General features: G+C 70.6%; 12 protein-coding genes, 1 tRNA gene and 1 pseudogene. 10 read left to right on the plus strand and 4 right to left on the minus strand.

The features are described from left to right. Positions 1-48 precede the first annotated feature (48 nt). Both CBOVI_RS03360 and CBOVI_RS03365 read right to left on the minus strand, forming a co-directional pair. Positions 49-900 (minus strand): metal ABC transporter ATP-binding protein, encoded by an 852-nt coding sequence (locus CBOVI_RS03360; RefSeq protein ID WP_183273664.1) that lies wholly within the window; start codon positions 898-900, stop codon positions 49-51. A gap of 47 nt (positions 901-947) precedes the next feature. Continuing rightward, positions 948-1,976, minus strand: coding sequence for a metal ABC transporter substrate-binding protein (locus CBOVI_RS03365; protein ID WP_125187116.1), 1,029 nt, complete (start codon positions 1,974-1,976; stop codon positions 948-950). A gap of 135 nt (positions 1,977-2,111) precedes the next feature. Between CBOVI_RS03365 and CBOVI_RS03370 the strand changes: the two genes are divergently transcribed. The 7 genes from CBOVI_RS03370 to CBOVI_RS03400 all read left to right on the plus strand — a co-directional run bounded on the left by CBOVI_RS03370 (position 2,112) and on the right by CBOVI_RS03400 (position 7,924). Then, positions 2,112-2,852, plus strand: a complete 741-nt coding sequence (locus CBOVI_RS03370; protein WP_010267291.1) for a metal-dependent transcriptional regulator — start codon at positions 2,112-2,114, stop codon at positions 2,850-2,852. After that, on the plus strand, positions 2,849-3,673 hold the full coding sequence (locus CBOVI_RS03375; RefSeq protein WP_010267293.1) for a lytic transglycosylase domain-containing protein: 825 nt from the start codon (positions 2,849-2,851) through the stop codon (positions 3,671-3,673). The genes CBOVI_RS03370 and CBOVI_RS03375 overlap by 4 nt, the downstream gene beginning before the upstream one ends. Positions 3,674-3,830: 157 nt before the next feature. After that, positions 3,831-5,108: a phosphopyruvate hydratase gene (eno, locus tag CBOVI_RS03380; RefSeq protein ID WP_010267294.1), complete on the plus strand. Its 1,278-nt coding sequence runs from the start codon at positions 3,831-3,833 to the stop codon at positions 5,106-5,108. A 33-nt stretch (positions 5,109-5,141) separates the two neighbouring features. Further along, positions 5,142-5,897, plus strand: a complete 756-nt coding sequence (locus CBOVI_RS03385) for an FtsB family cell division protein (RefSeq protein WP_010267297.1) — start codon at positions 5,142-5,144, stop codon at positions 5,895-5,897. Next, entirely contained in the window at positions 5,884-6,432 is a 549-nt protein-coding gene (locus tag CBOVI_RS03390; RefSeq protein WP_010267299.1) for a DUF501 domain-containing protein, read from the plus strand. Before CBOVI_RS03385 ends, CBOVI_RS03390 begins: the two co-directional genes overlap by 14 nt. A 138-nt stretch (positions 6,433-6,570) precedes the next feature. After that, positions 6,571-7,533 carry a Ppx/GppA phosphatase family protein gene (locus CBOVI_RS03395; protein ID WP_010267304.1) on the plus strand — a complete coding sequence of 321 codons (963 nt, stop codon included), beginning with the start codon at positions 6,571-6,573 and terminating at the stop codon, positions 7,531-7,533. A gap of 314 nt (positions 7,534-7,847) precedes the next feature. Beyond that, a tRNA-Leu gene (locus CBOVI_RS03400) sits at positions 7,848-7,924 on the plus strand. A 62-nt stretch (positions 7,925-7,986) separates the two neighbouring features. Here the strand turns inward: CBOVI_RS03400 and CBOVI_RS03405 are convergent. Both CBOVI_RS03405 and CBOVI_RS03410 read right to left on the minus strand, forming a co-directional pair. Continuing rightward, positions 7,987-8,559, minus strand: a complete 573-nt coding sequence (locus CBOVI_RS03405) for an aldehyde dehydrogenase family protein (RefSeq protein ID WP_232625999.1) — start codon at positions 8,557-8,559, stop codon at positions 7,987-7,989. Between the two features lie 18 nt (positions 8,560-8,577). Beyond that, positions 8,578-9,130 (minus strand): annotated as a pseudogene (locus tag CBOVI_RS03410) (IS110 family transposase); the annotation flags it as partial. A gap of 497 nt (positions 9,131-9,627) precedes the next feature. On the opposite strand from CBOVI_RS03410, the gene CBOVI_RS03415 reads away from it, so the two are divergent. Genes CBOVI_RS03415 through CBOVI_RS03425 form a run of 3 tightly spaced genes read left to right on the plus strand, consistent with a single transcriptional unit; the run spans position 9,628 to position 13,816 of the window. Further along, positions 9,628-10,311 (plus strand): class I SAM-dependent methyltransferase, encoded by a 684-nt coding sequence (locus CBOVI_RS03415; RefSeq protein ID WP_010267311.1) that lies wholly within the window; start codon positions 9,628-9,630, stop codon positions 10,309-10,311. Further along, positions 10,308-12,086 (plus strand): ABC transporter ATP-binding protein, encoded by a 1,779-nt coding sequence (locus tag CBOVI_RS03420; RefSeq protein WP_010267313.1) that lies wholly within the window; start codon positions 10,308-10,310, stop codon positions 12,084-12,086. Before CBOVI_RS03415 ends, CBOVI_RS03420 begins: the two co-directional genes overlap by 4 nt. After that, entirely contained in the window at positions 12,083-13,816 is a 1,734-nt protein-coding gene (locus CBOVI_RS03425; protein ID WP_010267314.1) for an ABC transporter ATP-binding protein, read from the plus strand. Before CBOVI_RS03420 ends, CBOVI_RS03425 begins: the two co-directional genes overlap by 4 nt. Positions 13,817-13,842: the final 26 nt, after the last annotated feature.

Consider the following 13,842-nt stretch of genomic DNA (forward strand, 5'->3'; position numbering starts at 1 on the left):
AGGTGAACGGTTCCGTGAGCCAGGTCAGGGCTCCGGTGAGGGTGTCGGTCACGGGGTCTCCTCCGGGGTCGGCGGAACGGTGGGGGTCGCGGTGCGGGGGTGCGGTGCCGGGGTCGGGTCGGCGGGTCCGGCGGGCTCGTCAGGGTCGGCGGGCACGTCAGGCACCGTGGGGTCCATGCCGAAGGTGCGCACGAGGGTCTCCGGGGTGAGGACCTCGGCGGGCGCCCCGTGGGCGACGACGCTGCGGTGCAGCATCGTGACGGTGTCGCAGAGGGCGGGCACGGAGGGCAGGTCGTGCGTGGCGATGAGGATGCAGCGGCCCTCGTCGGCCAGTTCGCGCAGCAGCGCGCTGACGTCGCGCTGGCTCGCGGCGTCGACCCCGGCGAAGGGTTCGTCGAGAAGGATGACCTCCGCCTCCTGCGCGATCCCGCGGGCGACGAACGCGCGCCGCCGCTGCCCGCCGGACAGCCGGCCGATCTGGCGGCCGGCGAGGTCGGTGAGGCCGGTGCGGGCGAGGGCGGCGTCGACGGCGGCGCGGTCGCGGGCCCGCGGTCGGCCGAGGATCCCGGTGTGCCCGCGGCGGCCCATGGTGACGACGTCGCGGACGCTCACGGGGAAGGTCCAGTCGACGTGCTCGGACTGGGGGACGTACGCGGGCCGGTCGACGTCGACGGTGCCGGTGACGGTCGCGTGGTCGAGGTCCGCGGCGTTCGTGAGGGCCTTGAACAGCGTCGACTTGCCGGAGCCGTTCATGCCGACGAGGCCGTGGACGCGCCCCGGGGCGAGCCGGAGCGAGACGTCGACGAGGGCGCGGACGTCGCCGTAGCTCACGGAGAGGTCGGTGACGGTCACGGCCGCGGGCGGGGTCGGGGTGGTCGCCGGTCCCGGTTCCGGGGGGATCGACGCCGCGCGTCCGCGTCCGGCCGTCCCCGCGGAGGGGTGCGCGGTCACCGCCGGGCCTCCGCCGGCCGGCCGGTGAGCCCGTCGACGATCGTCGTCGTGTCGTGGTGCACGAGGTCGAGGTACGTCGGGGCCGCGCCGTCGGCCTCGGTGAGGGAGTCGACGTACAGGGTGCCGCCGTCCCGCGCACCGGTCTCGCGCATGAGCTGCTGCTTCGGGCCCTGGTCGACGGTGGACTCGCAGAACACCGCCGGGACGTGGTTGTCCCGCACGATGTCGGCGGCGCGGCGGATCTGGTCGGGGGTGATCTCGCCGTCGGCGTTGACGGGCCAGATGTAGCCCTCGCGGAGGCCGGCGTCGCGGGCGAGGTAGGAGAACGCCCCCTCGCAGCTCACGAGCACCCGTTCGGTGCGGGGGAGCGCGGACAGCCCCGTCTCCATGTCGGCCTGGAGGGTGTCGAGCCGCCGGGCGTACGCCTCGCCGCGCTGCCGGAAGCCGTCGGCGCCGGAGGGGATGTGCTCGGACAGGCCGCGGACGATGTTGTCGACGTAGGTCCGCGCGGTGCGCGGGCTCATCCATGCGTGGGGGTTGGGGTCGTCGGACCCCTCGATGGGGATCGGGGTGACGCCGTCGCTCGCGGTGACGCGGGGCGCGTCGGAGTCCGCGGTGAGGGTGTCGAGCCAGTGTTCGAGGCCGAGGCCGTTGGCGACGATGACGTCGGCGTCGTGGGCGGCGGCGATGTCGTGCGGGCTCGGGTCGTAGCCGTGGACCTCGGCCCCGGGTCGGGTGAGCGAGGTGACCTCGACGTCGTCGCCGGCGATCTCGCGGGTCATGTCGGCGAGGATCGTGAAGGTCGCGAGGACCGTGGGCCGGTCGCCGGCCCTGGGCGTCGACCCGTCGCCGGTGCCGCAGGCGACGAGGGTGCCGGCGGCGAGGGCGGCGGCGAGGGTGCCGGCGAGGACCCGGGTGCCCGCCCGGCGGCCGCGGCGGCCGCCGGCGGTGCGGGGGCCGTCGGTGGCGGGGGAGCGGGAGCCGTGGACCCCGAGCGGGGACCGGGCGTGGGTGTGGTCGGCCATGATGTACCTCCGGTATGAAACGTCAGTTTCGGACGATTGAAAATCATGTCCAGTCATATCAGAACATTCCCGGTGGCAGGCAACGGCCCAGCTGGTGCATAGGCTTCGGGCCGTCGATTCCGTACAATGTCCCGCATGCACGTCTCCGACCTCCCTGATCGCTCGCAGGACTACCTCAAGAAGATCTACGACCTTCAGGAGTGGGGGAGCGCCGGTGCCTCACTCACCGACCTCGCGCGGGAGCTGGGTCAGCGACCGTCCACCGCCTCCGAAGCCGTCAAGCGCCTCGTGTCACTCGGCCTCGTCGTCCACGCCCCGTACGGGGACATCACCCTCAGTGACGACGGGCGTCGGCTCGCGCTCATGATGGTCCGTCGCCACCGGCTCCTCGAGACCTACCTGCTGCGCGAGCTCGGCTACGCGGTCGACGAGGTCCACGACGAGGCCGAGGTCCTCGAACACGCCGTGTCCGACCTGTTCATCGAGCGGATCGACGCCGCGATGGGCCGCCCGGCCCGCGACCCGCACGGCGACCCGATCCCCGACGCCGACGGCGTCGTCACCGCCCCGTCCGTCGTCCCCCTCACCGACGCCGCGACGGGGGACCGGCTCGTCGTCGACCGGGTGTCCGACCGGGACCCCGCGCTCCTGCGCTACCTCCAGCAGCAGGGGATCCTCCCCGGGGCGGTCATCGAGGTGCTCGAGCGGCCGTACCCGGACATGGCCCAGCTGCGGATCATCGGGGCCGGGGAGGGTGACGCCGCCGGTGACGGTGGGGAGGTCGCCGGGGGGTCCGACGCCACCCGTCCGCTGACCGTGCAGCTCAGCGTCGCCTCCCTCGACGCGGTCCTCTGCCGGGAGAACGGGCCCGCGTGACGGACCGGAGACCCGCGCGGCGCGGGGCACGGGACCGCCCGGGCGGGCTGTCGGCGGCCGTCGGCACCGTCTCCGTCGTCCTCGTCCTGCTCGCGGTCATCGTCCTCGTCGGCGCGCTCGTCGTCGGCACGGGCGTGAAGCGGGAGTCGACGCCGCGCATCCTCGTCCCCCGGGACGTCCCCCCGGCGCCGGGGGCCGTCGCCCCGGCCATCGACGTCCACGCCCCGGGGCGTACCGCCCTCCAGCTGCGCGACTGGGCGGAGGGGCAGTCGGAGCTCACGGGCATCCCCGTCGAGGCCCTCATGGCCTACGGCAACGCCGACGTCATCGCCCGCGGCTCCCGCCCGCAGTGCCACCTGCAGTGGAACACGCTCGCCGGCCTCGGCTACGTCGAGACCCGCCACGGCACCTACGACGGCGTGACCTTCGGGGCGGCCGAGCTCGGGGACGACGGCGTCGTCCGCCCCCCGATCGTGGGCCCCGCCCTCGACGGCTCCGCCGGCTTCGCGGAGATCCGGGACACCGACGGCGGCCGCCTCGACGGTGACCCGGAGTACGACCGCGCCGTCGGGCCGCTGCAGTTCATCCCCGAATCGTGGGCCCGGTACGGGATCGACGCCTCGGGGGACGACGTCGCGGACCCGCAGAACATCGAGGACGCGGCGGCGTCCGCCGTCCGGCTGCTGTGCGCCGACGGCCGGGACCTCGCGACGCCCGAGGGCTGGACCGACGCCGTGGCCTCGTACAACCGGTCGGGCGTGTACATCGGCGACGTCCGCGACGCCGCGGCGCACTACGCCGTCGGCCAGCCGCCGTCCTGACCCCGGGGGCACCGGGACCCCCGCGGGGGTCGCGTGCCCGGGTGTGCCCCCGGAGAGGCGGGGTGGCGACGTGCCGCTGCGGATCATGCCAGAATGGGCACCGACAATGGGCAGGGACAGCCCGCCCGACACCGTCGTTAGCCGAGGAGGCCCCAGCATGGCTGAAATCATGCAGATCATCGCCCGTGAGATCCTGGATTCGCGGGGAAACCCGACCGTCGAGGTCGAGGTCGCCCTGGACGACGGCAGCATCGGCCGCGCGGCCGTCCCCTCCGGTGCGTCGACCGGTGTCCACGAGGCCCACGAGCTGCGTGACGGCGGCGACCGCTACCTGGGCAAGGGCGTGCTCACCGCGGTGCGGAACGTCATCGAGGACATCGACGACGAACTGGTCGGCCTCGAGGCGGACGACCAGCGCATCATCGACAACGCGATGATCGCGCTCGACGGCACGGACAACAAGTCGAAGCTCGGCGCGAACGCCGTCCTCGGTGTCTCGATGGCCGTCGCCAAGGCCGCCGCCGAGTCGGCCGGGCTCCAGCTCTTCCGCTACATCGGCGGCCCGAACGCCCACGTGCTCCCGGTGCCGATGATGAACATCCTCAACGGCGGCGCGCACGCGGACTCCGGGGTCGACGTCCAGGAGTTCATGATCGCCCCGATCGGCGCGGAGAGCTTCAGCGAGGCGCTGCGCACCGGCGCGGAGGTCTACCACACGCTGAAGAAGGTCATCAAGGGCAAGGGGCTGTCGACCGGCCTCGGCGACGAGGGCGGGTTCGCCCCCTCCGTCGAGTCCACGACGGCGGCCCTCGACCTCATCAACGAGGCGATCACCGAGGCGGGCTACACCCTGGGCAAGGACGTCGCCCTCGCCCTCGACGTCGCGGCGAGCGAGTTCTACAAGGACGGCGTGTACCACTTCGAGGGCGGGACGCACTCCGCCGAGGAGATGGCCGCGGTCTACCGCGACCTCGTCGACCGTTACGCCCTCGTCTCCATCGAGGACCCGCTGCACGAGGACGACTGGGAGGGCTGGGCGAAGCTCACCGCCGAGATCGGCGACAAGGTGCAGCTCGTCGGCGACGACCTCTTCGTCACGAACCCGGAGCGGCTGCGCGAGGGCATCGACAAGGGCGTCGCCAACGCCCTGCTCGTGAAGGTCAACCAGATCGGCACCCTCACCGAGACGTTCGACGCCGTCTCCCTCGCCCACAACAACGGCTACCGGACGATGATGTCCCACCGCTCCGGCGAGACCGAGGACACGACGATCGCCGACCTCGCCGTCGCGCTGAACTGCGGCCAGATCAAGACGGGTGCCCCCGCCCGGTCGGAGCGCGTCGCCAAGTACAACCAGCTGCTCCGCATCGAGCAGTACCTCGAGGGGGCGGCGACGTACGCCGGGGCGTCCGCCTTCCCGCGTTTCGAGGTCTAGGATTCCGGGCCGACAGGTCTAGAATCACCCTCTATGGCTGACAACGACCGCGCACGGACAGACCGGCGGGCCCGCCGGACCCGTGACACGGGCTCACGGGGGCTGCCCCGCCCGCGGTCGACGGAACGCCGCGCGCGCCTGGGCGACCGGGCGAAGGCGGCCCCGGGCCGCGCGGCGCGCCAGTTCATCGCGCTGCCCCGCCGGGTCAACCCGCTCGCCGCGGTCGTCGTCTTCCTCGTCGTCGCCTTCCTCGCGCTGTCCGTCGCGACGCCGCTGCGGAACTACTTCCAGCAGCGGGCCGAGCTCCAGCACATCAACGAGCAGATCACCGACCAGCTGCAGCGTCGTGACGAGCTGCGCAGCGAGCTCGACCGGTACCGCAACGAGGACTACGTCCGCGAGCAGGCCCGGACCCGCCTCGGGCTCATCGAGCCGGGGGAGTCCTCCTTCCGGCTGCTCGACCCCCGGATCTCGTCCGGGGGGACCGACGCCGACGGCCAGGCGCCGGGGGAGGCCGAGCTGCCCTCGGAGAAGAACAAGCCCTGGTACACCCGCCTCTGGGACTCCGTCGCCGTGCCCGCCGAGGCCGGCGGGGACGCCCCTCCCGGTGACGGCAGCCACGGGCCCGGCCACGTCCTGCCGGTCCCCACCGTCCCGCAACCCGGTGAGGACGACGGCACGGCCGCCGAGTCGGACCCCGGGGGACAGGACACCCCGGCCCGCGACACCCCGCGCCGGGGAGCCGACACGCAGACCGCCGACAGGAGACCCGACGATGCCCGTCAGTGACGCCGACCTCGAGACCATGCGCTCCCAGCTGGGCCGCCCGCCGCGGGGGGCCCTGGAGGTGTCCTACCGCACCCCCGACGGCCAGCCCGCCGTCGTGAAGACCGCCCCGACGCTGCCGGACGGCACCCCGTTCCCCACGCTGTACTACCTCACCGACCAGCGGCTCACCGCCGAGGCGTCGCGGCTGGAGGTCGCCGGCGTGATGCGGACGATGCAGGCCCGGCTCGGTGAGGACGCGGAGCTCGCCGCCGACTACCGGGCGGCCCACGAGCACTACCTCGCCGAGCGCAACGCCATCGACGACCTCGGCACGGACTTCTCCGGCGGGGGGATGCCCGACCGGGTGAAGTGCCTCCACGTGCTCATCGCCTACGCCCTCGCCGAGGGGCCGGACCGCGTGCGGCTCGGCACCGAGGCGGTGGCCCTCGCGGTCGAGAACAACCCGGGCCTGTCGGGGACGGCGATCCCCGCGGACTGGCCGACGTCCGCCTCCCTCGGCACGTCCGTGGCGGCGGCGTCGTCCCCCCGGGAGTGACCCCGCACCCGCCGCGACACCGGCAGTGACATCCGGGCGTCGTCCCCCCCCGGGAGTGACCCCGCACCCGCCGCGACACCGGCAGTGACATCCCGGCCGCCTGACGCGACCGGACCCACCAGTGAGAGGAAGTGTCCCGTGACCGCACCCCGCGTCCTCGCCGCCATCGACTGCGGCACCAACTCCATCCGCCTCCTCGTCAGCGAGGTCCGGGCCGACGGCACCCTCCGCGAACTCACCCGCGAGAACACGATCGTCCGCCTCGGCCAGGGTGTCGACGCGACCGGCCGGTTCGCCCCCGAGGCCCTCGAACGCGTCGACGCCGCCCTCGGCACGTACACCGACCGCATGGTCGACCTCGGCGTGAGCGACGTCATGATGGGGGCGACGTCCGCCACCCGGGACGCGGCGAACCGGGAGGACTTCTTCGCCCTCACCCGCCGTCACCTCGGCCGGATCCGCGAGGGCGCGGTCGCCGAGGTCGTGTCCGGGACGGAGGAGGCGCAGTTCTCCTTCGCCGGGGCCGTCGCCGACCTCGGGGACCTCACGGACGAGACGGTGTGCGTCATCGACCTCGGCGGGGGGTCGACGGAGTTCGTCGTCGACGGCGACCGGTCCTGGTCGGCGGACATGGGCTGCGTGCGGCTCACCGAGCGTTTCCTCCGCACGGTGCCGCCGACGGACGCCGAGGTCGACGCGGCGCGGGCGTACGTCGACGGGCTGCTCGCGACGGTCAACCGGGAGGTCGACCTCCGGTCGGTCACCCGGGTCGTCGGGGTCGCCGGGACGATGACGACGCTGGCCGCCATCGAGCTCGGGCTCGACCACTACGACGCCGCGGCGATCCACCGCAGCCGGCTGCCACTCGGCCACCTGCGGGAGACGGCGCGGACGCTGCTCCACCAGACGGTCGAGGAGCGGCGCGCCCACCCGGTCATGCACCCCGGGCGCGCGGACGTCATCGGCGGCGGGGCGGTCGTCGTCGACGCCGTCGCCTCCCAGTTCCTCGCCCAGGGGATCGACGAGATCACGGTCAGTGAGAAGGACATTCTCGACGGAATGCTCTCCGCGGTCGTGACGCGCACGGCCACGGCCGGCTGATTCCCGGGTGGACCGGCCGCACCCGTCCGCGGACCGGTCGGGGAGGCCGTGATCCACCGCGGTCCTTTTTTGCGTCGGGGGCCGTTTCCGTGCATTCTGTGATCCAGGAAGTCCATTCCCGGTAGTGCACCCGTGACCGCGTGACCCGCGGTTCCCCGGGTCGCCGGGCATGATCCGTGAGTGCCCACCCACGCACGTCACGGGTGGTGCCACGTCCATCCCCGCCACCCGGCGCCCGTGTGCCGGGCGCCGTTCCGCGACCACTGTCACCGCGTGCGGGGACGTCGTGTGTCACTCGGAGTGGTCGCAGGCAGGCCCCTATAGCCCAATTGGCAGAGGCAGCGGACTTAAAATCCGTTCAGTGTGGGTTCGAGTCCCACTGGGGGCACCAAAAGGCCAGGTCAGAGAGTTTTCTGACCTGGCCTTTTGCTATCTGTACGCGCTACGCACGTATTACGGCAGGACGTTGAACTTCTTGCCGAGAACAAGTGCCATGTTGAACACCTTCGAGTACAGCTCACGCGGCATCTGCGGCATCGACACCGGGGAAAGGCGCTGCACAGTCACTGTCTGCTCATCGGTGTACTTCAGCAGGCCGCCCGCTGCTTGACGACGGCCCACACCCGAATCCTTGAAACCACCCATCGGGGCATCGACAGACGCGAAGGCCGCAGCAAAACCATCGTTGACATTGACGGTACCGGCCTCAAGCTGTGGAGCCAGCTCCTTTGCGCGACGCGGGGAGGTCCACAGTGAAGCGTTGAGGCCATAACGGGAATCGTTGGACTTGGCGATAGCCTCGTGGACATCCGAGACGCGCTGGAGGACTACCACCGGGCCGAATACCTCTTTTGTCAGCAGGGCGACGCCCTCCGGGACGTCGGTAAGCACGGTCGGCTCGTAGAACAGCGGCCCCAGATCCGGGCGAGGACGACCACCGGTCAGCACGGTGGCGCCGGACTCGATGGCCTCGTCGACCATGGACTTGACGATGTCGAACTGGCCCTGCGACTGCAGGCAGCCCATTTCGGTTTCGTAGTGGATGAGCGAGTCCAGCACCAGCGTGCGCGAGAGAATCTCGCCTGCAACGACGCGCTCGAGTGCGGGGTGAATCTGTGTGAGCACGCTGCGAAGGCGGTTTTTCGTTCGCGTGGCGTCTTTGGCGATGTCGTCATGGAATCCGGCGAGCATCTTCAGCGCTGCTAGTGTCTCGTCGTCGCGGTCGACTGCCCGCAGTGTGTGCGGCATGGTGCGGGCGGTGTCGGCGATGATGAATGCATCCCGGCCGTCGGTTTTTGATCGTCCAGGGTAGAGATCGGCTGCTTTTCGCATGGCTAGGTCGGGGAGGTCTCCGACCGTGCAACCGCAGTCGCGGGCCACGGCGATGGGCAGGGCGCCGATCGTGTTGGGTTGATCGACGACCATGAGAACGCTGCCGTGGGCCTGCATGGACGCGAAGATTTCGCGCCGTGCGGCTTCGTCTTGGGGGCAGTGATTTGTCGTAAATTCTCTCGCCGGTGTTGGTCGGCGCGCAGGCATGGTGGCCGGTTTTGCCGACGTCGAGGCCGATGACTTCGGGTGTTGTGGACGGTTCCATGGTGGTGTCCTTCTGTTGCGGCTGGTCGCCGGTGTCTTGGACATCCGTTGCAGGCACCCACGTTACGACGAGACCTCTGTTTGGTCCGTGTCCCTATTAGCTGTCAGCGGTTGTCCCCGGTGTCCGGTGGCAACACCCCCGGATTATGGAAATGTTCACGCAGATAAGCCATGCCGGGCCCGGTGACCGCGCCCCGTGAGGGGGGGCACCATCACGGTAACGGGGGGGCGGGGGTAAGGTTAGTAAACTGAGCCTGGCCTAAGTCGATAAGCATTGCTTAACCTGATGTTGTTTCAGGTGGTGTTCCCGATCGGGAATCGGCAACGGAAGCGAGGCGGCGACGATGAACGGAAAACGTGGGTCGACCGGAGAACCCCTCTCCGGAGGGGGAGCCGGGGACCCACGGGGGCGGCGCCGCCGACGACGGCCCGCGAACCCGAGCACCTAACCCGAAACCGCCGCGTGGACGCGGCCCACACACCAGGAGACAGAACCAGATGAAGTCGATTGCCCAGATCGTCCAGAACAACCGCAGACTCCTCGCGGCCTACGAGGACAAGGTCCAGCCGAGGTTCCTCAGCCGCTATGCGCGTGAACCGATGGACGCCGCCGCCGTGTATCGGAAGCTCCGTGCGCTGGATCCCGGGCCGGATGCGCCGGCCCGGGTTCTCGACCTCGGTTGCGGAACCGGGTGGCTCGCCCGCATGCTCGCCGCCGAGCCTCGCTATCGCAGGGCGAACATCGTCGGCTACGACCTGTCGCCCAATGCGATCCGCATCGCCCGCGAACGCGCCGCCGTCGAAGGGCTTGGGGCCCGGACAAAATTCCACGTCGCCGACGTCCTCGCGCCGCTCGCGGGAGAGCCCGGCGGGACCGATGAAATCGGGGTGTGCGGCGCGCTCCACCAAATGAAGGATGCGGGTGCCGCGCTCGGCAGGGTCGCCGGGCTGCTCGCCGACGGCGGCATCGCTTACGTGCAGACGTTCGCCGAGGATCCCGACGTGAACGAGCGGGTCGACATGGCCGTCATGGCGAAGATGGGCCACCGGGTGTTCCGGGGCAGCGAGCTCGAGGACCTCGCCGAAGCCAACGGGCTGAAGCTGGGCGGAGCCTCACACGCCGGCATGGTGTACTTCTGCACTCTCACGAAGAAAAGCGCAATCGGGGAGGCGGGCAAGTGAGCGCCGTGGACGGGACCGTAGGCCCGTGGTCGCTGCTCGCCCCGATCCGGACCCGGATGCGTGCGGTGGTCGCGTTATCCGTCCTGTCGTCGGTGGCTACCGTCGCTTCGCTGGTCGGCATCATCGACATCGCGATGACGTACCCGGAGGCCCCGGAGCATCGGACGTGGTTGGCCGTGGCTGTCATCGTCGTCGCCGCAACGGTGCGCATGGCCGCGGACGGCGCCGCCGGCATGCTCTCGCACCGGGCGGATAACGACCTGCAGCTCCACCTCCGGCGCCGGCTGGTCGCCCAAATCCGGAAGTTGCCGCTGGGCTGGCTGGACGCCCGGCGCTCGTCGGGAATCATCGGGTCGGTTGAGAAGGACGTCGCGGCTGTCCACCAGCTCATGGGCCACACCGTCGGTGAGACCGTGGTGGCGGTGCTGGTTCCCCTGCTTTCCCTCATCGCGCTCGTCGCGGTGGATTGGCGGATCGCGGCGGTGGCGGTCGTCCCGGTGCTGGTCACCTTCGCCCTGATGGGCGTGATGATTTCGCGCGGAGCCGGTCTTCAGCGCGAGTACGAGCGAGCCTCCGAAGGAGTGACGGCCGCGGTCATCGAGTTGGTGCGCGGTATCCCGGTGATGAAGTCCTTCGGACGCGCCAACCAGGGCGCGGGTCGCTACGATGCCGCGGCGTTGTCGTTCGTCCGCGCGTGGTCTGCCTGGTCCCGGCAGTCGAACATCTATCTCGGGCTCATCGACGTGGTGACGTCCCCGATCACAGTCCTCGCAGTGGTGTGCGGGGCCGGCCTCGCTCTGAGGGACGCCGCGGGCGGCATACCGGAGGGTCTCGTCGCCGGGCTGGTTCTCAGCCTTGGACTCTCCGCGGCGATCGTGCGGGTGGCCATGAACTCCGAACCCATCATCGCGGGGATCGCCGCCCTGAAGTCCATCGCGGAGGTGCTGGGCACGCCGCCGATCGTCGAGCCCGCCGATCCGGTGCCCGCGCGCGGAGGCGCGCTCGAGGTCCGGAACCTAGTCTTCTCCTACGGCGATGGGCCGCGGGTCCTCGACGGGATGTCCGCGACGTTCGAACCGGGGACCCTCACTGCGCTGGTGGGGTCCTCCGGTTCCGGAAAGTCCACCGTCGCCCGGCTGTTGGCGCGTTTCCACGACCCCGTTGAAGGCTCGGTGCTGCTGGGCGGCGCCGATCTTCGCGACATCGCCGTGCGCGACGTGCACCGCTCGGTGTCGGTGGTGTTCCAAGATCCGCAGTTGCTCACGCTGCCGTTGCGGGAGAACATCCGGCTGGCCAGGAGAGACGCCACCGACGGCGAAATCATGGCGGCCGCAAAGCTCGCGAACCTCGATGCGGTCATCGCGGCGCTGCCGAAGGGCCTGGATTCGGTGGTCAACGTCGACGTGACCTTTTCCGGTGGTGAGGCGCAGCGCGTGGTCATTGCGAGGTCGATCGTCACGGACGCGCCGGTGCTCATCTTCGACGAGGCAACCGCTTACGCGGATCCGGCTTCCGAGGCCCTCATCCAGTCCGCAATCGAGCGTTTGGCCCGTTCGCGGACGGTGATTGTGATCGCGCACAGGTTGAGCACGATCCGCAACGCCGACCGCATCCTCGTTCTCGATGGGGGAGCGGTCGCGGAGGCGGGTACCCACGACGAGTTGCTTGCGCGCGGTGGCCGCTACCGGGATTTGTGGCGCGCGTTCGCGCTCGACGACGAACCATCCGCCCCGCGGGGCACTGAATCAGACGATGAAAAGGCGGGGAACCGATGATTCGGGACTTGTGGTCGATGACGGATCGGCGCTCGAGAATGACGCTGGCGTGGCTCATTGCGTTGGCCGCGCTTGCCGCGCTGGCCCAGGGAGCGGCGTTCGTCGCGCTGCTGCCGCTGCTGTCGGCTCTGGCCGAGGGAGATGATGCGACGGCGTGGCGTTTCACCGGCGTCATCGCCGGCCTCGCGGCCGCCCATGCGGTGCTGTCCCTCGCCGCGGGGACGGTCGGCAGGGCGAATTCCGCAGCGGTGCTGTCGTCCCTGCTGCGTTCCCTGGGCGAACGCGTGCTGACGTTGCCACTCGGGTACGTCACCAAGTCCACGGCCGGCCGCTTTTCGGAGATGGCGTCGTCGGGTATCGCGTTCGCGGCGTCCGTGCCGCACGTGATCCTGCGGCCCGTCATCGCCGCGGTGGTTGCGCCGACCGTCATCGCCTTCGGAATTCTGGCGGTGGATTGGCGCGTCGGTTTGGTTCTCGTCGCGTCGGCGCCGGTGCTCTTCTTCGCCTACCGGGCCATTGGCCGGGTCGGCGGGGAGTCGGACGAAGCGCATGCTGACGCCGTCGCTGCCGTCTCCGGCAGGCTGATCGAGTTCACCCGCTGCCAGCAGGCGATTCGCGCCGCGAGCGACGGTTCGGCGGCGGACGCGATGGTGGATGAGGCGATTCGGGCCCAACACGATGCGTTCGCGAAGGCGACGTCGACGCAGGGGGCGGCCATCGGACGGTTGGGTTCGTTCGTCCATGCGGTGTTCACGGCGGCGGTGATCGTCGCCGTGGCAGTCGCCGCGACGGGCGGGATGGCGCCGGTGCATTTGGCGCCGATGCTCATCGTGGTCGTCCAGTTCACCGGACCGATCACCACGGCGGGAGCGTTGTCCGGCGGTTTCGGTGCGGGCCGCAACACGTTGGCTGCGTTGCGTGACCTGCGGGCAATCCCCGCCCTTCCCGAACCTGCCGCACCGGAGCTGCCCGACGGGCATGACGTGGAGTTCCGCGGCGTGAGCTTCGGGTACGGGGATAAGAAGGTGCTCGACGGCGTCAGCTTCCGTGCACCTCAGGGAGCGCTGGTTGCCGTAGTGGGACCGTCGGGGGCGGGCAAGACGACGGTCATGCGGCTGCTGTCGCGTTTTCATGATCCGGACTCGGGGGAGATCCTCATAGGCGGGGTGCCCTTGCCTCGGATCGGCACCGACGGCGTGAACTCGCTGGTGACCCCGGTGTTCCAGGAGACGTTCCTTTTCGACGCGTCCGTGCGGGACAACGTGGTCTTCGCCGACCCTGGATTCGGTTCCGGGCCCGGTGACGGGGACCGCTTGCGAGAGGCCGCCCGGCGTTCCGGGGTGGACCGCATCGTGGAGCTGCTGCCTTCCGGGTGGGATACCCCGGTGGGGGAGGAGGGGACGCTGCTGTCGGGAGGCGAGCGGCAGCGCCTCGCCATCGCCCGGGCGCTTCTGAAGGATTCCCCGGTGGTGCTTCTCGACGAGCCGACGTCCTCGCTGGATGCGGTCACTGAGCGGGCGATCGTCGGCACGATGGAGGCGTTGCGCGGCGATCGCACCGTGATCGTCGTCGCCCATCGCCTGCACACCGTCCGCGATGCCGACCTCATCGTCGTGCTTTCGGAGGACGGGACGGTCGCAGAACGGGGCACGCACGATGAATTGCTGGCGAAGGGCGGCCGCTACGCCGAGTCGTGGGAGTGCCGGACGGGGAGCTCCCCGGGCGCCTGATCCTCATCACCTGGTCGATGCCCTCA

Source organism: Corynebacterium bovis DSM 20582 = CIP 54.80 (assembly GCF_030408615.1).
Taxonomy (GTDB): domain Bacteria; phylum Actinomycetota; class Actinomycetes; order Mycobacteriales; family Mycobacteriaceae; genus Corynebacterium; species Corynebacterium bovis.